The 22,615-nt window shown below is 61.6% G+C and carries 14 protein-coding genes and 4 pseudogenes; 10 read left to right on the forward strand and 8 right to left on the reverse strand.

Translation table 11 applies throughout. The features are described 5' to 3' along the window. Positions 1-8: 8 nt before the first annotated feature. From ACFSQT_RS01370 to ACFSQT_RS01395, 6 genes and pseudogenes are all read right to left on the reverse strand, one after another. Entirely contained in the window at positions 9-1,013 is a 1,005-nt protein-coding gene (locus ACFSQT_RS01370; RefSeq protein ID WP_379016683.1) for a site-specific integrase, read from the reverse strand. Further along, positions 1,010-2,377: a tyrosine-type recombinase/integrase gene (locus ACFSQT_RS01375; RefSeq protein ID WP_379016684.1), complete on the reverse strand. Its 1,368-nt coding sequence runs from the start codon at positions 2,375-2,377 to the stop codon at positions 1,010-1,012. The genes ACFSQT_RS01370 and ACFSQT_RS01375 overlap by 4 nt, the downstream gene beginning before the upstream one ends. Then, the gene (locus ACFSQT_RS01380; RefSeq protein ID WP_379016685.1) at positions 2,374-3,603 is read right to left on the reverse strand and encodes a site-specific integrase; all 1,230 of its coding nucleotides are present in this window, start codon (positions 3,601-3,603) and stop codon (positions 2,374-2,376) included. The genes ACFSQT_RS01375 and ACFSQT_RS01380 overlap by 4 nt, the downstream gene beginning before the upstream one ends. A gap of 501 nt (positions 3,604-4,104) precedes the next feature. Further along, positions 4,105-5,304, reverse strand: coding sequence for an IS91 family transposase (locus ACFSQT_RS01385; protein ID WP_172235052.1), 1,200 nt, complete (start codon positions 5,302-5,304; stop codon positions 4,105-4,107). Positions 5,305-5,314: 10 nt separating this feature from the next. After that, the gene (locus ACFSQT_RS01390) at positions 5,315-6,196 is read right to left on the reverse strand and encodes a tyrosine-type recombinase/integrase (RefSeq protein WP_172235051.1); all 882 of its coding nucleotides are present in this window, start codon (positions 6,194-6,196) and stop codon (positions 5,315-5,317) included. Positions 6,197-6,389: 193 nt separating this feature from the next. Further along, positions 6,390-6,644, reverse strand: a pseudogene (locus ACFSQT_RS01395) (IS110 family transposase); the annotation flags it as partial. 78 nt (positions 6,645-6,722) lie between these two features. Between ACFSQT_RS01395 and ACFSQT_RS01400 the strand changes: the two are divergent. The 10 genes and pseudogenes from ACFSQT_RS01400 to ACFSQT_RS01445 all read left to right on the forward strand — a co-directional run. Next, positions 6,723-6,821 (forward strand): annotated as a pseudogene (locus ACFSQT_RS01400) (IS6 family transposase); the annotation flags it as partial. An 85-nt stretch (positions 6,822-6,906) separates the two neighbouring features. Further along, positions 6,907-8,363: pseudogene (locus ACFSQT_RS01405) on the forward strand (ISKra4 family transposase). Between the two features lie 182 nt (positions 8,364-8,545). Next, the gene (locus ACFSQT_RS01410; RefSeq protein WP_379016687.1) at positions 8,546-10,339 is read left to right on the forward strand and encodes a CocE/NonD family hydrolase; all 1,794 of its coding nucleotides are present in this window, start codon (positions 8,546-8,548) and stop codon (positions 10,337-10,339) included. A gap of 369 nt (positions 10,340-10,708) precedes the next feature. Then, positions 10,709-10,902: pseudogene (locus tag ACFSQT_RS01415) on the forward strand (ISKra4-like element ISMet1 family transposase); the annotation flags it as partial. A 113-nt stretch (positions 10,903-11,015) separates the two neighbouring features. Further along, complete coding sequence (locus ACFSQT_RS01420; protein WP_095091500.1) at positions 11,016-12,572, forward strand: ISL3 family transposase; 1,557 nt, start codon at positions 11,016-11,018, stop codon at positions 12,570-12,572. 341 nt (positions 12,573-12,913) lie between these two features. Further along, positions 12,914-14,047 carry a patatin-like phospholipase family protein gene (locus ACFSQT_RS01425; RefSeq protein WP_379016688.1) on the forward strand — a complete coding sequence of 378 codons (1,134 nt, stop codon included), beginning with the start codon at positions 12,914-12,916 and terminating at the stop codon, positions 14,045-14,047. Then, on the forward strand, positions 14,044-15,066 hold the full coding sequence (locus tag ACFSQT_RS01430; RefSeq protein WP_379016689.1) for a cyclic GMP-AMP synthase DncV-like nucleotidyltransferase: 1,023 nt from the start codon (positions 14,044-14,046) through the stop codon (positions 15,064-15,066). The genes ACFSQT_RS01425 and ACFSQT_RS01430 overlap by 4 nt, the downstream gene beginning before the upstream one ends. A gap of 10 nt (positions 15,067-15,076) precedes the next feature. Continuing rightward, on the forward strand, positions 15,077-16,762 hold the full coding sequence (locus ACFSQT_RS01435) for a ThiF family adenylyltransferase (protein WP_379016691.1): 1,686 nt from the start codon (positions 15,077-15,079) through the stop codon (positions 16,760-16,762). After that, positions 16,690-17,208: a Mov34/MPN/PAD-1 family protein gene (locus ACFSQT_RS01440; RefSeq protein ID WP_379016693.1), complete on the forward strand. Its 519-nt coding sequence runs from the start codon at positions 16,690-16,692 to the stop codon at positions 17,206-17,208. The genes ACFSQT_RS01435 and ACFSQT_RS01440 overlap by 73 nt, the downstream gene beginning before the upstream one ends. Before the next feature lie 258 nt (positions 17,209-17,466). After that, the gene (locus ACFSQT_RS01445; protein ID WP_379016694.1) at positions 17,467-20,355 is read left to right on the forward strand and encodes a peptidoglycan-binding domain-containing protein; all 2,889 of its coding nucleotides are present in this window, start codon (positions 17,467-17,469) and stop codon (positions 20,353-20,355) included. A 122-nt stretch (positions 20,356-20,477) separates the two neighbouring features. Here the strand turns inward: ACFSQT_RS01445 and scpB are convergent, their stop codons facing one another. Further along, a complete protein-coding gene (scpB, locus tag ACFSQT_RS01450) occupies positions 20,478-21,179 on the reverse strand; it encodes an SMC-Scp complex subunit ScpB (protein WP_379016696.1) in 702 nt (233 codons plus the stop codon). A gap of 2 nt (positions 21,180-21,181) precedes the next feature. Then, positions 21,182-22,153 (reverse strand): DUF1403 family protein, encoded by a 972-nt coding sequence (locus ACFSQT_RS01455; RefSeq protein ID WP_379016697.1) that lies wholly within the window; start codon positions 22,151-22,153, stop codon positions 21,182-21,184. Between the last annotated feature and the right edge of the window lie 462 nt (positions 22,154-22,615).

Here is a 22,615-nt window from a genome sequence, read left to right on the forward strand (position 1 = left end):
GCATTATTTCAGAGCGTATCCAGCCAGGCGAGCACGCTTGCATCGCGCTTCCAAGATGGCTGGCCGCCGGGTGTGGTTGGAACGGCGACCTTTTCCAGGGCTTTCCGCTTCGTTTCCAGATTGGCCCTGGCATAGTGGTTGGTTGTGTCGAGGCTCACATGGCCGAGCCAGCTGCGGATGACCGTAACGTCGACGCCCGCCGAGATGAGGTGCACGGCGGTGGCGTGCCGGAAGGCGTGTGGCGTTACATGCTTGGCGCGCAGCGTCGGCATGGTTTCGGCCGCCGCCTTCACGTAGGCGGCGAGCTTGAACCGGACCCCCGAGGCGCTTAGGGGCTCACCATAGCGGTTGACGAACAGCCGCTGGTCGGGCGCCCGTGGTTGCCGCTCAAGCAGTTTCTTCAGCAACATCACGGTTTCCGGCCAGAGCGGGCAGATACGTTCCTTCCGGCCCTTGCCGATCAGACGCACGCAGTTCGGGCTTTCGAACCGGATTGCTTCGGGGCACAGGTCGAGCGCTTCCTGTATTCGTGCGCCGCTGTTGTAGAGGAACGAGAGCAGCGCATGATCTCGCATGCCCTCAACGGTCGAACGGTCTGGCTGACCGAGGATCGCCGTTACTTCCTCCGGATCCAAATAGCTCGGTTCCGACACCGGAGCGCGCTTGATCGGTATGTTGAGGATTTCCACGCATTGCGCGATCGATGCAGGATCCTTGGTGGCCACGAAGTGGAAGAAGCTGCGGATCGCGGCAAGCCGGCAATTGCGCGTGCCGATCGTACCGCCGCGTTCATGTTCGGCGTGACTGAGGAACGCGGCGACCTCGCGGGCGGCCAGATCGGTCAACATGATCATAGCCACTTTCTTCCCAGTGCGCTGGGCGACGAATCGGAGCAACAACCGCCAGGTATCGCGGTATGATCGAACCGTATGGATGGACGCGTTGCGCTGTTCGACCAGCCATTCGTAGAAGAACGCGCGCATCAGGTCTGGGAACCGATCAGCCCTGCTCATGACCGCACCTCCTGCCCCAGGTTGAGGCATGATGCGCCAACCGCCCGGAACCGCTCATTTGCGTAATGCAGCAGGTCTTGCGTCACGGTGATGTAGACCAGGGTGGAGTTGATATCCCGATGGCCGAGGTAGGTCGCGAGGAACGGCAGGCGGTCCTGTGGATTGATGCCCGTCCGGTACCATTCGAGGATCCTGTTCACGACCATCGAGTGGCGCAGGTCATGAACGCGAGGCCCCGTTTTTCCTCGCAATGGCTTCAACCCAGCGCGGCGTATGACGTCAGCAAGCAGCCAGGTGATCATTTCCGGCGTGTAATGGCCATCGCCTCGCTCGTGCCAGAACAGGCCGGAGCGCGCGTCCTGTGATCCACGGGCACGCCGTCGCGCATCGATGTAGGCCCGGAGCTCGGCTATAACGCTGTCGGGTAGCGGCAGGATCCGGGTCTTGAAGAACTTGGTCTGCCGGATGGTTATCGTACCGCCCTGCAGGTCAACGTCACCAAGATCGAGCCGGGCAAGCTCGCCGCGCCGTAAGCCTGCGCAATAAGCCAGCAGCAGCATCGTGTACATGCTCAGCGGCCGAAGCGGCACCCGTGGCGACGGATAGGTACGTGCGACGTCGAGCATCCGTCGCACGTCGGCAGGCGAGTAGATATGGGGCTTTCGCCATTGCTTGGCGGCCTCCTTCCTCGGTCTCGGATCCGGTCGCCGCACAGGCATCGACGGGTCGCGGTGACGAAGGATTTTCGCAAAGACGCGATTGAGCCTTTCGCATTCCTCCGCGTGGTCACGCGTGACATGCGTTGCCGCCCATCGATCTATCATGGCGCTCAGCGGTTCGGTTTCCGGTCCCGGATGCAACTGCAGGAACCGGTCGAACCGCAAGAGCAACAGGGGTTGCGAAGTGTATTTGTATCCTCTGCGCCGCATCATCGCGACATGCTCGGCCATCATTTCGCCCAGCACGCTGCAGAACGGCCTGGGCTGGCGCAGTTCGGCAACAGCCTGCTTCGGATCCCGCGACGCCAGTGCCCGCCAGATCGGCATGCACTGCTTGATATTGCACTCATCGCGCAGAGCGACGACGGGATTGCGTTCGATAGCACCGATTTCCACCAGGCGTTCGAGGAACCGGTCAATGATGCGGGTGCGGTGCAAGAGCGTGGATGTCGCCCGGCGAATGGCTGATTCTCGTAGCCAGGCCAGCAGCACCTCCTGATTGAGTGCCTCGTAACGTTCGGCGACATCCTGGAAGCCATGCAAGACCTGCCGATAACAGGTTCGGCTTTTCATGCTGCGCAGACCAAGGCTCGCGACATATCGGTCAATGGTCGCGCGGTCGGGATCGGGCCAGCGGGCGGTCATGCCGCCACCTCCATTCCCGGCACATCAAGCGCAATGGCCCTGAGGTCCTCGGTGGCGAGCTTGAGATAGGGAGCCGTCGATCCTGTCGAGCGGTGCCCCAGCACGTCGCCGATGATCTTTTGAGGCACCGCGACCCGCAGCATCTCAACCGCGCGCGCATGACGGAAGATGTGGGGTCCACACTTACCAGGCGGTTGGACGCCAGCGTCACGGAGCCGCCGGCGAACAACGCTGTAAAGCTTGTCGAGCTTGCGATAGGGCGCGCGCGTGCGGATGAAGATCTCTCTGGCGTCCGTCAGGGGCCGTCCGGAACGCAGATAGGAGAGCACCGCTTCGCCGACCGGCTCCATCAGGGGCAAGGATGTGCTGGCTCGCGTCTTGTGGTGACGAACATGGATGGCTTCCGTCCGCCAGTCGATGTCCTCGATCCGTAGATGGCGGATCTCTCCAGACCGTAGCCCATATGTTGCAAGGAGTTGCAAAATCGCATGGTCTCGCAACCCTGCCGATGTCTTGTCCTTCTTCGCGCTCTCCAGCACGGCCACGATCTGGCTGCGGTCCAGGACCGAAGGTACTCCTTCATATGCGTAAAGCATCGGCGCTATGATGTGCCCTGACAGGTCCGTCGTGACGCGACCTGTGGTGTGGAGATAACGCAGCAGCGAGCGAAGCCGCTCGGCTACAGCCTTCAGCGAGCAGCGCGTCAGTTTCGGCGCGCGCAAATCCATGTAACGGTCAACGTCACTGATGCTGAGGCCCGTCGATCCGTCGATGCCGTGATCGATCTGCCAGGCAAGGAAGTTCCGGGCTTCCCACATTAATGCTGCGACGCTGGAGCAAGCCAACCCGCGTTCCTCACGCAGCCAGAGTTCGTATTCGTCGCAGATTGAAAATCGGACCTCATCGGCCACACAGGTAGGCTTGATAGCTGGCGGCCATTGGCCGTGAACAAGCCGCAGCAGCGCGTGAATTCCGGAACGCGGGACCTCGTGCCAGCGCGCGCTGGGACGTCGACCACGCTGTTTTTCGAACAGTACGATCGCGTGCCGCAGGTATTGCTCCACCTGCACGTCGATCACGTCTGTGACCGAGATGCCCCGCTGTCCCAGATAATCGAGAAATCCAGATGCGTAGGTGCAGTAGTTCCTCGCCACGACTGGGCTGTATTGCTGACTGATAAGCGAGGAATTGAGAGCGGCGATTAGTTCGTGACGGCTATCCGACATTGGCGGGTCCTCTGTTGGTCGATTGACCCGCAGAGGTTCGGCACAGAATAATGCAAAGCAAGCCGATCCTAAATCAGCGAAAATCCGCCAATCAGGCCGCGCTCCTCCGCATTACGGGGATCTCGTGATTATGCAGAGCGTTTTTAGCTTGGCGTCGCGCAGAAAGGCGGCTGGCGAGAGCGCGCTGTGGTGGATCGCGACGGTGAGCTAAAAACGTGTTGGACTAAGCCGCGGGCACAGGTGGCCGCTATGGGCGTTCAATTGAGGCCGTGCCCATGAACCGGCATGGCGTGGGCGCGGATGCGGTCGTGGACGCGGCGATTGCAGGGGTCGGTGCGCCGAAAGCGGCACGGATATCGGTTGCGGCAAGGTGAGGACCGGCGCCGCGCCCTGCCGGGAGAGGCTGCCCGGGGGTGACGGCGCGCACCTTCGCGGGACCGGCTCGGTTTTGCGGCCGAACGGCCCGGGCGATACGGTGACGACGAAAGCTGAGCGCTTCTTTCATGATGTATCCCGGTATGGCGGGGGTCCGGTGACGCCGTCGAACGTTTCGATGACGATCATCCGCCCCTGATGACAGGCCGGGCATTGCCGGAGGGAATGCCCGGTAAGGTCCTCGTAGCGGTCGCGGTAGTCCTTCGCCGAGCAGCTGTTCGACGCCTCTGGAGCCGGCATGCCGAGCAGGTCGCGGCAGTGGGCGAGCTTTTGCGCGCGATGGCGATTGCCGAGGAAGCCGTAATAGCGGATGCGATGGAAGCCGTCGGGCAGGACATGCAGCAGGAAGCGGCGCATGAACTCGTCGGCCGAGACGGTCATGACCTTTTGCCGATTGCCGTGCCGATAGTCCTTCCAGCGGAAACGAACGGTGCCATCCTCGATGGCGACGAGGCGATTGTTGGAAATGGCGACGCGGTGCGTATAGCGGCCGACGTAGTCGAGGACCTGTTCGGGTCCGGCGAAGGGCGGCTTGGCGAAGATCACCCACTCGGCCTTTCGAAGGGGCGCCAGATAGCGCCGGAAGGCGTCGCGCTCGCTCAAGGCCTGCAAGCTAGAGAAGAACTTCAACTGGCCGGCCGCGAAGGCTTTCTCCAGGTGCTCCAGAAACAAGCGTCGGAACAGGCGTGAGAGCACCCGGACCGGCAGGAAGAAGCCGGGTTTGCAGGCAATCCATCGCGTGCCGTCGGCAGAAAGGCCACCGCCTGGGACGACGCAGTGCAGGTGGGGATGGTGCAGCAAGTTCTGGCCCCAGGTGTGCAGCACGGCGAAGAAGCCGATCTCGGCACCCAGGTGTTTGGGATCGGCGGCAATGGTGCGCAGTGTCTCGGCGGTGGCGCGGAAGAGCAGACCGTAGACGAGCGCCTTGTTCTGATAGGCGATGGCGGCAATGTCACCCGGCAGCGTGAAGACGACGTGGAAGTACTGTGTGTCGAGAAGCTCGGCGCGACGGTCCTCCAGCCATTGCGCGCGGGCCAGCGATTGGCAGCGGGGACAATGTCTGTCGCGGCAGCTGTTGAAGGCGATGCGCTGGTGGCCGCATTGATCGCACTGCTCGATATGCCCGCCGAGCGCGGCGGTGCGGCAGAGTTCGATCGCCGTCATGACGCGACGCTGCGCGGTGCTGAGCGACGCGTCATGCTGCACGCGATAGGCTTCGCCATAGCGGCGGAATATATCCGCCACCTCCGGCCCCGAGCGGGCCATCGGCTTGAGCTCAGAAGTACTGAGGCTTGGCCGGCGGCGGCGGGGTGGGGGCCGGACGCGGTAAGAGCTCGTACGGGCTCGACGTGGCGCAGACCTTGTTGGTGGCAATCCGCAGGTAATGGGCGGTGGTCGCGAGGCTGCGGTGACCGAGCAGCAGTTGAATGGTGCGCACGTCGGCGCCGGCCTCCAATAGATGGACGGCAAAGGCGTGCCGCAGGCTGTGCGGCGTGACCGGTTTGGGCAAGCGGGAGAGGTCGCGCGCTTTCGCGCAGGCTTGTCCCACCGCATCCCTGGTGATCGGCTGGCCGGCGCGATCGCCGGGGAAGAGCCTCGCCTCTGGCCGGCACACCTTCCAATAGCTGCGCAGGATCTCCAGCAGCTTGGGCGACAGCATCACGTAGCGGTCCTTCTGGCCTTTGCCCTGCTCGACGCGGATGACCATTCTCTGGCTGTCGATGTCCGTGGTCTTCAGCTGAACCGCCTCCGAGATGCGCAAGCCGGCGGCATAGCAGGTGGTCAGGATGGCGTGGTGTTTGACGTTGAGGACGCAGCCGAGGAATTGCTGAACTTCCTCGGGGCTGAGGATGATCGGCAGCTTCTGCGGCTTCTTGGGAAACGGGAGGACCTCTTCAGGCGCCCAGTCCCTTTCGAGCGTCACACTGTAGAGAAAGCGCAGCGCAGCGATGGCGGTGTGGATCGAACCGGACGCCAGCTTCTTCTCGTTGGTCAGATAGACCTGATAGGTCCGAATGTCCTCGCGCCCGAGCACGTCCGGCGACTTGCCGAAGTGGCGGGCGAACAGCGACACCTGTTGCAGATAGGAGAGCTGGGTGTTGAGCGCGAAGTTGCGCACCTGCATGTCCTCGCTCATGCGTTGCCGAAGTTGGGTCATGACAAGCTCCTTTGTCCGATGGAATGGGCTGCAAGCAGCCACCCCATGCTCGCGCAGTTGGAGCTCCTATTGAACGCCTGACCGGCACGACAGAGGACGCCATCAAGACCGCGCCGTCGGCGTACACCCCCCTTGCCGCTCCGCCGTGGCGGAGCGGGTTAGTCCAAGTAAAGTTATGGCGAGGTGAGCATAACTTCACGTATGGCTTGACGTAAGACGCCGGCATCAGCCGAACGTCGTGACCCAGCGCTATAAGAACCCGAGCCCAGTGGTGTCCCGTCGCGCAAGCCTCGATGCCGATCAGGCAAGGGGGCAATTCCTTGAAGAAACAAACGACATCATCGCGGCGCAGCTTGCGGCGGCTCACGATCGCGCCAGCACGATTGACCCCGTGAACCTGAAATACCTGCTTGGCGATATCCAGACCAATTGTGGTAATCTTCTCCATGGACGACTCTCCCTCATGTGACTTTCGACAGCCACACTATGGCACCTCGATGCCGGGAGCGGAGGCCGTCCACCACATCAGGTCATGCCGAATGTCGAACACCCTTCGCACAAGGGATTGAATAACCGGCCGGAGAATTCGCATGTGCCGCTGCGAAAACGGGAGCGGATGATGCAGGGGAGACCGGTAATTTTTCTGGGGTTGAGCACGGATTGTTAGGCCCGAGCAGTTCATCACCGTCGCTTTGTTCGGAGAAGCAACGATGGCGGTGGAGTGGACAATTACAATCGAGGGAAAGAGCGAGTTCGGCGACGTTTGTCGTCGGGAGGTCCAGGTCGACAAGAGCTGGGAGCGCCTGTTCGACGGCGAAATCGGCCTGTCGATCGAAGACGGCAAGAAGATCATGACGGCGCTGCAGAGCGCGGTCGTAAACCAGGAGGTGAATGCCTATGCTCTGTTTCGGCGGGCTTGCCCGGACTGCCACACGTTCCGGCCGGTCAAAGACTATACGGCGCGCCGGATCCGAACTGTGTTCGGCACGGTGGAGGTGCGCAATCCCCGCTGGATGCTGTGTGGGGATTGCCATCCAGGGATGGTCGTTGCTTTCGCGCCACTGAAGGAAATCTGCCCGGATCGGGCGACGCCAGAGCTGATGGAACTGACGGCGCGGCTGGGAAGCATGATGCCGTACCGGCAGGCCGCGAGAGTGCTCACCGAATTTCTGCCCCTTGAGCCTACCGAGACGCATGCGACCGTGCGCAAGCGCACCATCAGGATCGGTGAACGGCTGGACGAGCAGGTTGCAGAGGAAGAACGGCGCGCAAGGGCGCAAGCTGATGATCGACGCCAGCTTGAAATGGAGCTTCCCGGCGATCGGCGCAAAGAGTTTATCATCAGCATCGACACAGCGCATGTGCGCAGCGCCGATCCCAATGCAGCGCGAAACTTCGAACTCGTTGTGGCCAGATGCGGTCGCGGCGGTCGGGGCGAACCCGGTGGCCGCTATTTCGTGACCAGCAGCACCGACCAACCGCAATCCGAGATCGAGCGCTCCACGCGCTTCAGCAAGAAGGATATTGCGGCTTTGGCGACGTCACCGTGATCTCGGATGGCGCCGAAATCCTGAAGCGCCTGCCCCGCGCCATGCCTAGGCCGACCAGCCATATCATCGACTGGTTCCACATCGCCATGAAGCTCCAACCAATGCAGCAGATCGCCGACCACATGGTTCGATCTCGCGCGGACGGTGCCAGGCCCCTTCCAACCATCCACAGGGAGATCAGAGCCGTGAAGTGGCGCCTGTGGCATGGGCGCGTCGATCGCGCGATCCGCGACCTGGAGCAACTCTTGGAGAGAGTGAAGGATTCGCAAGGAGACAGCGAGTTCTCGATCGCACGGCTTCATAGCCTCGCCTCGCAGCTCCTGACCTATGTCAGATCGAACCGCGGCGCGATCGTCAACTATGGCAAGCGATACCGAGCTGGGCTTCGTGTCGCCACCAGCCTCGCCGAGGCAGCAGTGAATTCGCTTGTCGGCAAACGCATGGTCAAGAAGCAGCAGATGCGCTGGTCTCTCCACGGTGCGCACATGCTCATGCAGGTCAGGACGGCGGAGATCAATGGCGAACTTCGCAATCGGCTGCGGGCACCGTTCCGACAGCCAGAACCGAACGTGCCTCCATTATTCAAGCCCAAACCGCCCCTTCTGCGCGCCGCCTAACCCCAGAGAAGTTACCGGTCTCGTCGGCGCAATCTCACATTTAACTGCAGTACGACAGCCAGACCAATCGCGTATCGCGATGGGACGCATGTTGAGTCAATATTTCCAGCCCTCCAATGAGCAGTGCTACAGGGTAGCACTCAATGGCGAACGAGTTCACGTTATGAACGAGGAGGTACGGTATGACTGGAGACCCACAACAGCGGCCTGCGAACGAAACAGTGGGCGAGTGGGAGGCCGTTCCGTTTCCGAAGCCCCGATTCGACGTCGACCTTGAGGAGGACGTCCGCACCCCGATGCGGGACGGAGTCGGCCTCTACGCCGATATCTATCGCCCATTTGGGGCGGGGGACCGCCTACCAACGATCCTGATCCGGACACAGTATGATAAAGCGCCCTATCGCGAGCGCGATTTGAAGACGCGCAAAGGGGTGGCCTACCAATTCGCGAGCCAAGGGTTCACGGTCGTGGTTCAGGACATTCGGGGGCGCTTCCGTTCGGAAGGCGCATTCCACCCTGCCGCCAGCGACGCGGATGACGGCTACGACACTGTGGCGTGGGTCGCCGCGCAGCCTTGGTCGAACGGAAAGGTCGGCGGCTACGGCTGCTCAGCGCTCGGTATCAATCAGGTGATGATGGCGCCTCAGCGGCCGCCTGCGCTGGCGGCCGTCCTGCCACAGGCCTCCGGCGGTGCGATGCGCAACCGGCCTTTTGGCACTATAACCTCCGGCGTGCCGGAGTTCGGCTGGTCCTTCAAATGGTTCCGCGAGAAAGGCAATCAGCGCTCCCAGATTCCCCCGGCAATCGAATATCACGACTTCTTGAAAACCCTCCCACTTGCGGACATGAACGAACGGTCCGGCGGCTTTCCCAACGACTGGCGGGCCTGGATCACCCATGAGCTTGGCGATCCCTGGTGGCGCCAATTTGCCTTCTTCGACGAAAATTCGCGCCCCGACGTGCCAGGGCTATTCATCGAATCCTGGTATGACAACACGGTCAACGGCGGCATAGAATTATTCAATGCGTTCAAGAACCAGTCGATGACGGAGCGATCCCGGCGCAACCAGTATTTGATCATCTCTCCCACCCAGCATTGCGAGAGCGAATGCGCCCAGACGCCTTATCTAGCGGGCGAGCGCGACGTCGGAGACGTCTGTCAGGATTATTGGTCGATCTACTTACGCTGGTTCGATCACTGGCTGCGCCGCGATGGCCAAGGCGAACTCAACATGCCGCACGTCCAATACTACCTGATGGGCGCGAACCGCTGGAAGTCCGCCGACAGTTGGCCGCTGCCGGGGACCAGCTTCACCCCCTACTACCTCAGCAGCGCTGGGCATGCGAACACCAGCAATGGCGACGGCAAGCTGTCCACGGAGATGGCATCAGGACCGGCCGACCACTATCGATATGATCCTGCCGATCCCACGCCCAGCCCTGAGGCTGTCCGTACTAGGAGCGACGGCAGCGCCGCTGACCAGCGGGAGGTCGATCTGCGGCCCGATCGCTTGGTCTACACAACGGAGCCGCTTCGTTCAGGCGTCGAGGTAACAGGTCCATTGCGCGCGGTGCTCTATGTATCGTCCTCGGCATTGGACACAGACTTCGTCGTAACACTGAGCGATGTCTATCCCGATGGCCGGGTTTATAACCTGCAAAAAGGCGTCGCGCGGGCGCGCTATCGCGAAGCCTATACGGCGCAACCTCGCTATCGCGAGGATTATAGCCGCCCGAAACTACTGACTCCAGGGATAATCTATCGCATCGAGGTGAGCATGGAGGCGACGGGCAACCGGTTCGGTCCTGGCCACTGCATCCGCGTGCAGGTGGCAAGCAGCAGTTTCCCGCACTTCGCCCGCAACCTGAACACAGGCGGCAACAATGCCACGGAAACCGCAACCGTGGTCGCTCAGAACACCCTCTATCACGATCGCGACAATCCCTCGCACATCATTTTGCCGGTGGTGCCCTGAGCGCAGTCAGCCCGCTGCCATTGGGGCACACAATCTCTGGCTGCCCTTTTTCGGGGCGATGGCGATCTCGACTGACGTGCTTCCCTGAATTGCCCTCGCTTGGGGGTTAAAGTTCCTCAGATGAGGAGACAGGCAAAGGGGATCAGTGCCATGGGCCAAACCCTCCGACCATCGACCCTCGCGGCTTTGTGGTCGATGATGCACCGGCGGCGTGGACGTTAATCACCGTCCGTCCTTTAAGTATGGCGAGCGCCTGTCCGGGCTGTGGAACGAGATCGGTGCGGATCCACAGCCGGTATCCGGGCGCTTGGCGGATCTGCCCATGGCGGGCAAGCCTGTTCTGCTGGTCGTAATGGTACGCCGGTTCCACTCGGCTTGTCGATCGACGATGGAAAGAAAATCATGGCGGCCCTGCAGAGCGCGGTCGTCAGCCACGAGACGGAGACCTACTCTACTCGCTCTTTCGCCGCGCCTGCCCGGATTGCCACACGTTCCGGCCGGTCAAGGACTATACGACACGCCGAATCCGAACTGTCTTCGGCACAGTGGAGGTCCGCAATCCTTGTCAATCGGCCCGCAATTGGGACCCTGGATCGGCTCGCAAAAGGGGCTCTGACTCAGTTTTGATGACATTGTGACGTCGGCTGGCACTGGTTTCACAAAAGGAATCAATGCCATGGGCCAGGCCCTCCGACCATCGACTCTCGTCCCTCGCGGCTTTGTTGTTGAAGATGCCGCCAGTGCGGTCGACGCGACGCTCATCACGATCCGACCTTTGAGCATGGCGAGTGCCTGTCCGGGCTGCGGAACGAGATCGGAGCGGATCCACAGCCGGTATCAGCGGCGCTTGGCGGATCTGCCGTTGGCTGGAAAGCCTGTTCGGCTGGTCGTCCTGGTGCGCCGGTTCCACTGCGACGCGGTTCTGTGCGGCCGGCGAATCTTCGCCGAGCGCTTTGACGAGGGCGTCCTGGCGCCATGGGCGCGGCGAACCGCTCGCCTCGACGATATCGTTCATCATCTTGGGCTTGTTCTGGGCGGGCGCCCGGCAGCGGGCTTCGCCCGGAGACTGATGCTGCCAGTGAGCAACGACACCCTGCTGCGCGTCGTGCGGCGGCGCGGCAGCCCGCGCTTCGTTCCGCCAGCCGTGATCGGGATCGACGACTGGGCGTGGCGACGCAACCAGCGCTATGGAACCCTCATCTGCGATCTGGAGCGGCGCAAGACCATCGCATTGCTGCCTGACCGGGAACCAGCGACGGCTCAGGCCTGGCTCTCTGACCAGCCTCAGATCGGCATCGTCGCCCGCGACCGTGGCGGTGGCTACGCAATGGCTGCAGCCAAGGCTCTGCCGAAGGCGATCCAGGTGGCCGACCGTTGGCACTTGATGGAGAACGCCAGCCGCGCCTTCCTCGACGCCGTGCGCAAATCCATGCGCCAGATTCGGTCCGCGATCGGCGCAGTCACGATCAATCCCGACCTGCTCACTGCCGCCGAGCGGATCCAATATGAGGGATATCTTCGCCGGGAAGACACCAACGCCGCCATTCTCGGCCTGGCCAAGACCGGGGTGACGATCAAGGAGATCGTTCGCCGGACCGGGTACAGCCGCGGCCTTGTCCGTCGCGTCATGCGCGGTCAACGCTCGGATATCTTCCGCGTCCGCGAGAACTCGCTCGAACTGCACCTGCCATGGCTCGACGCCCAGTGGTCGGCCGGACGGCGGAACGGCGCCGAGCTATGGCGACGGCTCAAAGGCCAAGGGTTCCGTGGTAGTCTTCGGGTTGTCACCGAGTGGGCTACGCGCCGTCGGAAGGCGGAAAAGGTCGATGGTGGCGCCTTGAGCCGGGCGCCCTCGGCGCGGACCATAGCGCGGCTGATGACCGTCGGTCGCGACAACCTCTCCAAGTCCGAAACCGTCCTTGTCGCCGCGATTGAGGGCGGTGTGCCCCAGCTGGTCGATGCCCGAGGAATCATCGCCGCCTTCCAGGCCATGATCCGCAAGAAGTCTCTCGTCGATCTTGAGCCATGGCTGGAGCAAGCTCGATCGGGCCTTGTTGCCCCCTTCGCCAACGGCATCGTCAAGGACCGAGCGGCTGTGAGCGCGGCGATCACATCTCCCTGGTCCAATGGCCAAACCGAGGGGCAGATCACCAAACTCAAGCTCGTGAAACGCCAAATGTACGGCCGAGGAAAACTCGACCTACTCCAGGCGCGCGTCATCGGCGCTGCGTAGGCTCCATCACCACCAAAAGTGCGTCAGAGCCCTTATTCCACGCCGAAACACAAGCGAATTTGGCGTCTGACCAAGCGCGAGACTAGAATCAGTGTAGGTGATGGCTGTTTCGCACCCATTGCGGCTATCGGCGGCGGCTCGCGTCGTCGCTAGAGAGCAATCACACGATTGAGCATCGAAGAGGCCAATTCACTTATAAACATGTTTCCCCCCTCGATTTTGCGCGGCGCCATATTTCACACTTGAGCACGGCATGTTCCTGCAATAAGGCAGGAACATATGAAGGTTCTAAGATTGAGCGGCACTGCCGATGACTGGAAATAAAGGTATAATTTAAGGCGATGGAAGCTGCTGAAAGTACGCCTTCCGCGGCAAAGCCGTTCAGGGTCCTATGTCTCGACGGCGGCGGCATGCGTGGCATCTACACCGCTGCGTTTCTCGACCGCTTGCTCGACCAGTATCGCAGAATACGCGGGGTGGAACATCTCGACCTAGGACGCGGCTTCGATCTGATCGCCGGAACAAGCACGGGGGCTATCATCGCCTGCGCTGCGGCCATCGGCCGCCCAATGAGCGACCTCGTTAAGCTCTACCGGGACTGGGGTGGTCGGATTTTCCCCGAGCGCATCACCGAGAGCAAAGGGAGGCTTCTTGCTCGTATCGCCCAGGGTGGCAATATAGTCAGAGCCGGCGATGCGGCGCTGCGAAAAGCCCTCAGTGTAGAGCTAGGAGACATCACTATGCTCGATGTCTACAGAAAGCGCGGAATTTCGCTCTCCATCCCCACAGTGGCCATGAGCACGCATAGGGCGTGGGTCTTCAAGAAGACGAAGACGAGCGGCGTCCGGGATGACAATTATAAGCTTGTTGATGTTTGCCTGGCGTCGAGCGCGGCCCCGATCTACCGGTCCTTGGCGGCAATAAAGAATCCCGACAGCAAGCACGAGCAGATCGAGGTCTTTGCCGACGGTGGACTGTGGGCGAACAACCCGGTCATGGTGGGTATGCTGGACGCGCTGATGAATGCGGAAAACGAGCAGCCCATCGAAATCTTCTCCTTGGGCACTTGCTCTCGGCCTGAAGGAGAGGAGATTTCGCAGAATAAGGTCCACAGGTCGATGCTTCAGTGGAAGCTCGGCGCCGATGTCGCGCCCCTCAGCATCACAGCCCAAGAGTTCGCCTTCGACAACATGGCCCGTATGTTCGCCAATGTGTTGAGCAAATGCGGCAGGGAAGTCCACCACGTCCGCTTCCCGCAGCAGAAAATCCCGGCCTCGAAACTAGAGTATCTCGGTCTCGACGATAGCAGGCCGGAGGCGATGAATGCCCTCATGAGCCAAGCGTCGACAGACGCAGACATGGTCAAAAGCGCCTGTGACGACATTCGGAACCCGCAGGGTCAATTGATCCACAATCTCATGATGTCTCTGCCCACGATGCCGGAAACGGGTGTACCCAAGGAGCATTTCGAATGAGAGACTGCCATCTCCAGGTAGCGAAGTACCAGCGTGAGGAAGTGCGACTTCCGAACGAGAGCCGTAAAGACATCTTTGCAAGGGCAAAGACGAACCGGAAACGACTGAAGGACGGTCTCGCCGCGAACGAAGATCCGACTCCCATCGGGCAGCGGACGCAGGGCTCCTACGCCATGCGCACAATGATCGTCGAGAATGACGAGGACTACGACATCGACGACGGCGTCTATTTCAAGAAGGAGGACCTCGTTGGGCCGAAAGGAGGCGACAAGACACCGCTCGCGGCACGCGAGATGGTCTGGGACGCGCTGCAGGACGATCGTTTCAACATCCCTCCGGAAGTCCTTAAGAACTGCGTGCGGGTCTACTACAACGAGGGCTACCACATCGACGTACCCGTCTACCGCCACGTCGTCGTGAAGGACGCCTGGACCGGAAAGGAGTCGGACCACTACGAGCTTGCCAGTTCCAACTGGAAGCGCTCGGATGCGCTCGCGGTGACGTCATGGTTCCAGGACTTCAACAAGGACAATTGCGACAACGCATCTAAGGACGGCGACAAGGGGCAGTTCGTCGAAGTCGTAAGGCTGCTCAAGGCCTTCGCGCGGAGCCGCTCGAGTTGGAAGGGCAAGATTTCGAACGGATTCGTCATCTCCAAGCTCGTGGCCGATCATTGGGCCGGAGCCGCCGACCGCGATGACAAGACGCTGCGCAATGTCGCCAAGGCGATCAGGGACAAGCTTTCCTGGAGTCAAGCAGTCAAGCACCCGGTTCTCGACGAGAACATCATCGAGGACGGGAATGCCAAGGCCAACTTCCTCCACGACAAACTCGATGAGAAGCTGAAGCATCTCGATGTTCTTGACGAGTGGGACTGCGACCACGAAAAGGCGATGAGTGCCTGGGACAAGTTCTTCAACTCGGACTGGTTCTCCCAGCAACCCGATCCGGACGGGGCGAAGTCGCTTACCCAGAAAGTTGGCCCAGCGGTCAAGCGGGGCGAGACCCGTTACGCCTGAGGGCGCAGCCATGCTGACGATCGCTCAGGCCATTGACGCCGTCTCCGCGCTTTTCGAGACTTATCGGCCGGAGTACAGAGGGTACCGGGCCTGCGAGGATGCCAAGGGGCGACCGACAGGCCGTCATCAGTGGCTGTTCGGGGTTTGGGGCCACGATCTGTCGATCGGGGCCGACACCGCGTTCCCGTATTCGCGGCCGAACGCCTATCTAGTCAACTATGATGCCGCTCGAAACCTGCCGCATGTCGAGCTCGATGGTCGCTTGTGTCTAACGAAGGTTGAGTTTTCGACCGATCCGGCGGACGCCGCCCGACAGGTGCTGGGGGAAGCCTTGGAACTCCTTGATGCGCATCAGACCGGGGCGGAAGACCACGACCTTCAGGAAGACTTCACCAACTACTGGAACCAGCGAGCCGACGTCGCCGCCCCGGCCCTCTCGTTGCTCTACCAGGAACGTGCATTAATAGGTTCATATGTCCTGGCTGGCGACGAGGTCTTTGCCTTTGCCAGCAAGGAGTTGATGCTTCGCTGGTGGGACAATCGGACCGGGACTGCACCTAGGCACACGAATGCCGCCTTCTTCGTCGAACTCAAGACGTTCCCTTTGCCTTCGGAGTTCCCCGCGGACCCTAGGAGCCTTCTCGAGCTCCTCCAGACGCACGCCGTCGACGATGGAAAAGCGATGTTGAAGGCTTTGAGCGCGGTGCCGAACGGGGTCGTCTTGGTGCTGGTCGGCATTGCGCCTTCCGGCCGCCACCAGTTTGCAGGCGTCCGGCTTCTGAAAACCCTGCCCTCGCAGAAGACAGGGTCGCGACGCAAACAAAGTCTCAAGCTTCGGCCCGGGGCCAAAATCGCAGTTGGCGACCTTCTCGACCACTACACCATTCAGCGCTTGTCGACGTCACTGCTTGACAGTTCGGCCTCCCGCAGCATCATCGCCTTGACCGACCTCTCCGACAAGAGGGTGGTTGTGGTGGGATGTGGCGCTGTCGGCGCGGGCGTGGCGAGCCTGCTCGCCAAAGCCGGCGTCGGACGCCTCGATCTGGTCGATCATGAGAACCTCGGCTGGGAGAACATTCGACGTCATGAACTCGGTGGCCGTAGCGTCCGGCATTCGAAGGCGCGGGCCCTGGCGTCGGACCTGCGGCAAGACCTGCCGGGAATGGTCGAGGCGAGGGCTTTCTCGAAAACTATCCAGGACCTCGTCCTGTCCGGGAACCACATCTTGAAAGGCGCGGACCTCATCGTGGCAACCACGGGGTCATTGCACGCCGACACCTACATCGCCGAGCTCGCGCGGCAGGAAGCTCCACCGATCGCTGTCGTGTTCGGCTGGATGGAGGCTTGGGGCGTAGCCGGGCATGCATTGCTGCTGTCTGGAGGTGGCGCTCAGTTCATGGACGGGTTTGAGGATGGTGTACCTCGGCGTCCCGCCTCGCGAAACGATCGCCAGCCGCCCAAGGAATGCGGAAACTCAACGACACCGTTCGGGGCGATCGAGGTTGTCGCGGTTCAGGCGATGGTCGCCGAACTGTGCCTCGATCGATTGCTGGAGCCAGGGTTAGCCGACACATGGCGGACATGGTGGACGTCGGGTCGCAATCTCGCACGCGCCGAAGGGCAATGGACGGAGGACTTCAAGGCGATGAAGCCCGTCGCGTCGGTTTCAGGAGTGATGGAGCAACAGTGGCCGTAGCCCTCGAAGATAGTACAGTCATCGCGCGGTTCCATTGCCTGACCGCCCAGTTCTCGCCAGACGTGCTCAGGGTCTTCGACGCCCACAGACAGACGGGTTGGTTCAGCAAGGAGGCTGGGGGACAGCTGTTTGCCGATATCAAGGCGGATCTTTGGCTTGTGCTAGCAGCGACCGGCCCAAGGTCGGCGGACCGCCGGGGCCGGTTCCACTTTTGGCCAGACCGCAAAGCCGAGCAGAGGGAGATCGACCGGCATTTCGCCGCTGGACTTCATTACGTTGGAGACTGGCATACGCATCCGCAGAACGTCCCTGCTCCGTCCCAAGGCGACATCGTCAGTATCGAGAACGTCGTCAGGGAATCGACCATCTATACTTCGGGGTTGCTACTTTGCATCGTAGGTCTCGCACCGTTTCCAGAAGGGTTACACGTATCTTTCCACGCCTGATCAGCATGACCAGGACGCTGCTGTCGGTTCCGCCGTGCCGCCGGTTGTGACCGACGATCATCATCGTGATGGAGAGGGTAGATGCGTGGCGTCGCTGCGGCTATTCATCTCCTCGGACCTCCCGGGAGACGGACCTCCGCCTTTAACACCAATCGCTTGCCATCACCCGGTAAGCATAAAACCTCAAAGCGCTGCCGCCTTCTTGCCTAGCCTTTAGGATTCGTGAATATGGCTGCTGGGGTTGTGTAGGGGATTACCATGCGTCGCGTGTGCAGTGTGGGCGTTGCTGCGTTGTTGGCGGCTCTTTCTTTGCCAGCTATGGGCTCGGCATCATCGCTTTCCGAGTTTATCCAGATAATCCAGAACGGGCAGCAAATGGCGCGGCCGATGGCCTTCCGGCCTCCGCAGTCGAACGCATTTTGGCTCGTTGTATCGAGCAGGCCGACCGAAGGAGAGGCCATCGCTCTTGCGCAATCCTATGCGCCGACACTGGGGCCGACACTTGTCGTTCACAGCCGGAACGGCGTGTTTGCTGTCGTCGCCGGGACGCTTTACCAGGACAAGGCGAAGGCGAACCTGACCTCGCTCAAGGAACTGCATATCATCCCTCAGGATTCGTTTCTCTCGCGCGGGGACGGTTTGGATGGGTTGGTCTGGATGTCATACCAGAGAGGAGCCTCTTTCGACTTCGCGACCCAGCCCAACTATCTGAGGGTCGTCCAAAGGCTCCAGGCGGCGATGTCCAAGCTTGGGTTGTATTCCGGCTCTGTGGATGGCCTGATCGGACCGACGACCGTTAAGGCCTTCAGGGCATACCTTGGGCGTTTCGACCTGCAGCCGGGGGAACTTCTCGCAGACTACAGCCTGGCCGAGATCGAACGTAACGCCGGCGATGGCTTCCACAGCGACCAGGAGCGAAACGCAGCCCGGGCTCTCGGCTATACGGACGCCCAGAGCTTCAACGATGCAAGGTCTGGCGGCTTCACCTCGGCTAGCGCATTCGCTCAGGCGAAGAGCATGGGTTTCATGACGCAGCACGATTACGATGTGGCGATCTCCGGCGACTTCCGCAGTAGCGATGAATACCAGCGGGCGCAGACAGGCGGATTCACGGCAGCCAACGAGTATCGTGCAGCCGCCCAGCTTGGCATTCAGACCAGGACAGAGTTGGTCGCTTATCGCGCATCGGGGTTTTCCGATCCCGCCGCGTTCCGCAATGCAAAGCAGAAGGGCTTTGCCGACAAGGCCTCCTACGACAAGGCGGAGGCCCGCAAGCTGAAGGCGGCGAGAGCCTCCGCGATGGCGCTGCTCTCTGATGCCGAGACATTCCTGAAGTTGAACCCTCAGACCTCGAACCTCGTCGAGATCGCCGGCCAGGCCGCCGCCCTGAACGCGCAGGTCCAGACAGATTCCACGGATGCGCTGAACAATTCGTCGCTCAAGCTGAGCGACCTGCTCACGGCCGTGCCCGGCTACTCCGAGTTTTCGGCATCAATGGACAAGGAGCGTGCCCAGGCGATCGAAAAGCAGAAGTCTGAGATCTTCGCCGAGCTGCAGGCCGACCGTCAGTCACTCAAGCATTGGATGAGCAGCCATCTGACATCGGCCAAGCTTCCCGAGGTCGTCCAGGAGGTCAAATCGCTCGATGACGTTTCCGACACGAACGACCTCGACTCTCTGACCGAGGCCAGAGAAGGCGTTCGAGCGCTGATCGCTCGGCAGGCGCTGGCGGAGGAACTGGATACAAGGAAGGCCGCTGCCAGCCAGTCAGGAAGCGGAGCCAGCCAGGAAAGCGACAGCGCGACTTATGCGGTCACGGACTTGAATAAGGCCCTCCTCCGCGGCCCGCTGGAGGACGTAGTCGTTCTCTACAACGCTGGCCCGAAGGCGCCTTCGCTCCTGCGCACGATATCGGGCCAATTCTCCCTGACGAAGAACCAAGCCTGGATCTGCCTACTCGGTCCTCAAAGAACGCCTGCCTTGGACAAGGCGCTGCTCGAGGCGATCGACCCGATGGGAGGCAAGGCAATAAACGTCAGCTCGGACTGCGGGGCGGGCGGCCTTGAAAGCGCCGACCTCTTCCTCGTCCAGCGCAAGACTTTCCTGGAGGCCCCGGCAACGCTTCAGGCGGCCTACCTCGAAGCGATGCAAGCCAAGACGATCCGGGTGTTCGATCCTATCCGCTTCGAGGATATTAAGGCCCGCATGGATTCAGACCAGACGCTGGCCTTGAAGATCGCTCAGGAAGTCTCGTCAGGAATGCGCGAGGGATATGGTGGCATCCTGCTGACGAGCTCGTCCGACCGGATCTGCAGCGTCGTCGACGGCAAAGCTGCGGTGCACGAGGCGACCATTGGCAAGATAGCTGCTTTCACAGGCATGTCAGGAAGCACCGTCTCGTATCCGTCGATCGATAAGGCCTACGAGGACGTAAGGCACGAACAATGCCGGGTGCTCTACGCGTCGGCCGCCGACCTGAAGGCCACGTCGGAAGCGCTCGTTCGCGATGGCGTTCAGTTTGCCTTCGCCCCGGTGTGGCTAGACAAAAGCGATGCCGCCAGCACTGCTGCCAAACTGGATGCAGCCAAACAGGAGGCAATTAAAGCCGCGGAGGCCAAACGCGTGGCCGCCGACGAGGAGAAGAAGATCGCTGCCCGGCGCGAGACGGACGAGAAGAACTCCAAGTCGCTCCGTCAGGCGGATTTGCGCCAGAAAAACGGACCAGCCGCGACCGCACTGCTGAACCTGTTCTCGGACGGCCTGAAGAGGACCGTCCTGGGCGCCACGGACAAGACCAACGTGTCTTCCGGCATCAATGTGGAGACGCTGTTCCCTGACTTCGTCAAGTGGAATGCTGGCCTCTCACAAGACAACTGGAAGCCCACTGACGTGACCTCCGAAGTTCAGGACTACGGCACCGTCAACTGGAAGGGTCGCAACTTGGACGGCATCGTCGTCAAAGCGACGGTGAAGATGGCGAGCGCGGAGCGTGGTCAGTACAAGGACGAGTGCTTTCTGTTCGGCGCAGTGGTCGACAACGAGTTCCAGATGGTTCGCGACCCGTATGAGTCCAAATGCAATGATACCCAGACTTCTGCCCAGTGGACTGTCGGTCACGAACTCAAGAGCCTTTGGGTTGCCAATTGACTGACGGCGACGAGGCAACAAAGCGAGTTCGGAATCCTGCAAATCTCACTCCAGCCGTCGAGGATTGGCTCCTCGAAAGCGCGCTGCAATAGCTCCCGAGGCCAAACACTTCAAGAAGGTCCTCACCGCCCTTCTTGCCTAACCCGATCCTCATCCCGATCGGAAAAGTCGGGCATGATGTCGCCGGCTAGCAGCTTCTCCTTCGACAGCAGCCCTGCGTCCTCGAGCGCCTCGAAATCCGGCAGCTGGCGCAGCGTGTCGAGCCCGAACTGGGACAGAAAAGTCTTCGTCGTCACATAGGTGTAGGGCGCCCCCGGCTGCGGGCTGCGCGGCCCGGAGGCGATCAGCTCCTGTCCCCGTAGCACGCCGATCAGATCGCGCGACACCTCCTTGCCGAAAAAGCTCGACAGTTCCGCGCGGGTGATCGGCTGGAAATAAGCAATGCACATCAAGACGAGCGCCTCTGCCTGCGACAGCTCTTTTTCGCCCTGGCCGCCTTGCTGGCCGAAGGCGGCGTGGATGGCGTCGCCAAAAACCTTTTTCGTCCGGTGCTGCCAGCCGCCGGCGACCGCGACCAGCTCATAGGGGCGGCCGGCCAGCTCGGCGCGGATGTCGTCGATAATCAGCTCGATATTGCAGTTTTTTCCCACCACTCGCGCGAGGACACTACGTGTCACCGGTTCGCTGGCAGCAAAGATCACCGCTTCGACGCGACCCATCCACTCGCGCCAGCGTAGTTCCGGCGGCAGGTGCTCCAACTCGGTGTCGACCAGCATTCGCTGGACATTTTTTTTCGCCCTTTCGTCGCTCGCTGTCTCGGCCATCGCTAAAGTCCAAAAAGCCGGAAAGAGGAACGGCCAGACAGCTCGCGCACGGCGTCGAGCTGTTGCAGCCGCTCGAACAGACGTCGCGCGGCAAAGCGCGACAGGTTTTTGGTGGTCAGAGTGCCAGGAACAGCGTCTTCACTGAGCAGCAAAAAAATCACGTCGCCGGCGCCCTTGGCACGCAGTTTTGGCGCCACCGTAAGCAGCTTTTCCGCGCGGCGCGACAGCTCGGCGGCCAGCCGGCAGGCATCGGCCGCCGCTTGAGCCAGCGCCACGCAGACCGCCCGCTCAAAGCCTTTTTCGCCGGGCCGGATACGCTTGCCGCTGCCGGCGTCTGCGCGGAAGGCCGGGCCAAAAACCTGCGCCATTAATAGCGGGAGCGGCCGCGGCCAGCCCAGGCCTTGTGCCAGCACCAGGTCGGCGAGCCACCAGGCAAACAGCTCGGCATCGGGGCGCATGGCGACCGTGTGAGCCGCGATCGCCGCGGCGGCGAACGGCGCCGGCTGCGACGACCGCGCCAGTTTTTCGATTTGCGCGCAAAGCGCGGCCAGTGCCGTGGCATCCCAGTGGAGGCCAAGTTGGTAGGCGATCTTTTCGAGCCGGTCGGGGGTTCCGCCGGGCGGCTGCGCGGAAAACAGCCGCCAGGCGCCAAGGATGGCGCCGGCGGGACCGGGATCGGCGCCTGGCGGGCGCAGATACCAGGCATCGCGCAGGGCGGCTTCGTCCTCGGCGCGCCCGGCGAGCCGCATGCTGGCGGCGGCGCAGTTCAGCGCCAGCCGTTGGCGCCAGGCGCCAGCCCAGGCAGGCTGCGCCCGGGCAAGCGTGTCGAGCGAAGCCAAGGCAGCGCCGGCCCGGTAGGCGGCGTCGGCGTCACTCGGCGCGCCGGCGTCTGTGAGCGCCCATGCTGGAACGGTCGGCGGCGCGGCGGGGCTGGCGGGCAAGGAACTGGTGTTGTGGGGATCGAGGCGAATCATGATTTGGAGCGTAGAGTGGCCGTGCGCTTTGCGCCATGATTTTCGCATCAAAACGCACAGCCTGTCGTGCCACAATAATGAATGATAATGTTGCATTATCGTTCGTTTAAAAAAATCCCTAAGCCGGCTTAGGGACGCGCTTTTCGACCGGAAATGCTGAGAATTTCGTCTGGGAGCCAAGCCGCCGACAATCGCCAAGCTTCGGCAGGTCGTCGGGCCTTTTCAGGCCGGCGGCTCCCAGCTGCCGGCCCAAGCCGATGGCAACGACCACGGGTCATTGCATCGCAGGCCAACTCTAGCGCTTTTTTGCCCTTTCCGCAAGGTCGCTTCACTCGCTGTCCGCTGCCCGCAATTGCTGGGAGGCTCATCAAACCCGGCTCGATCGCATGGCTAGCGCTTTGAAACCACGAGGAAGTTTTCCCGCGTGTGGCCGAATTCGCCTGACGATCGGGCCCGCGCCCA

Origin of the sequence: Mesorhizobium calcicola (genome assembly GCF_042682105.1) — a bacterium.
Taxonomy (GTDB): Bacteria; Pseudomonadota; Alphaproteobacteria; order Rhizobiales; family Rhizobiaceae; genus Mesorhizobium; species Mesorhizobium calcicola.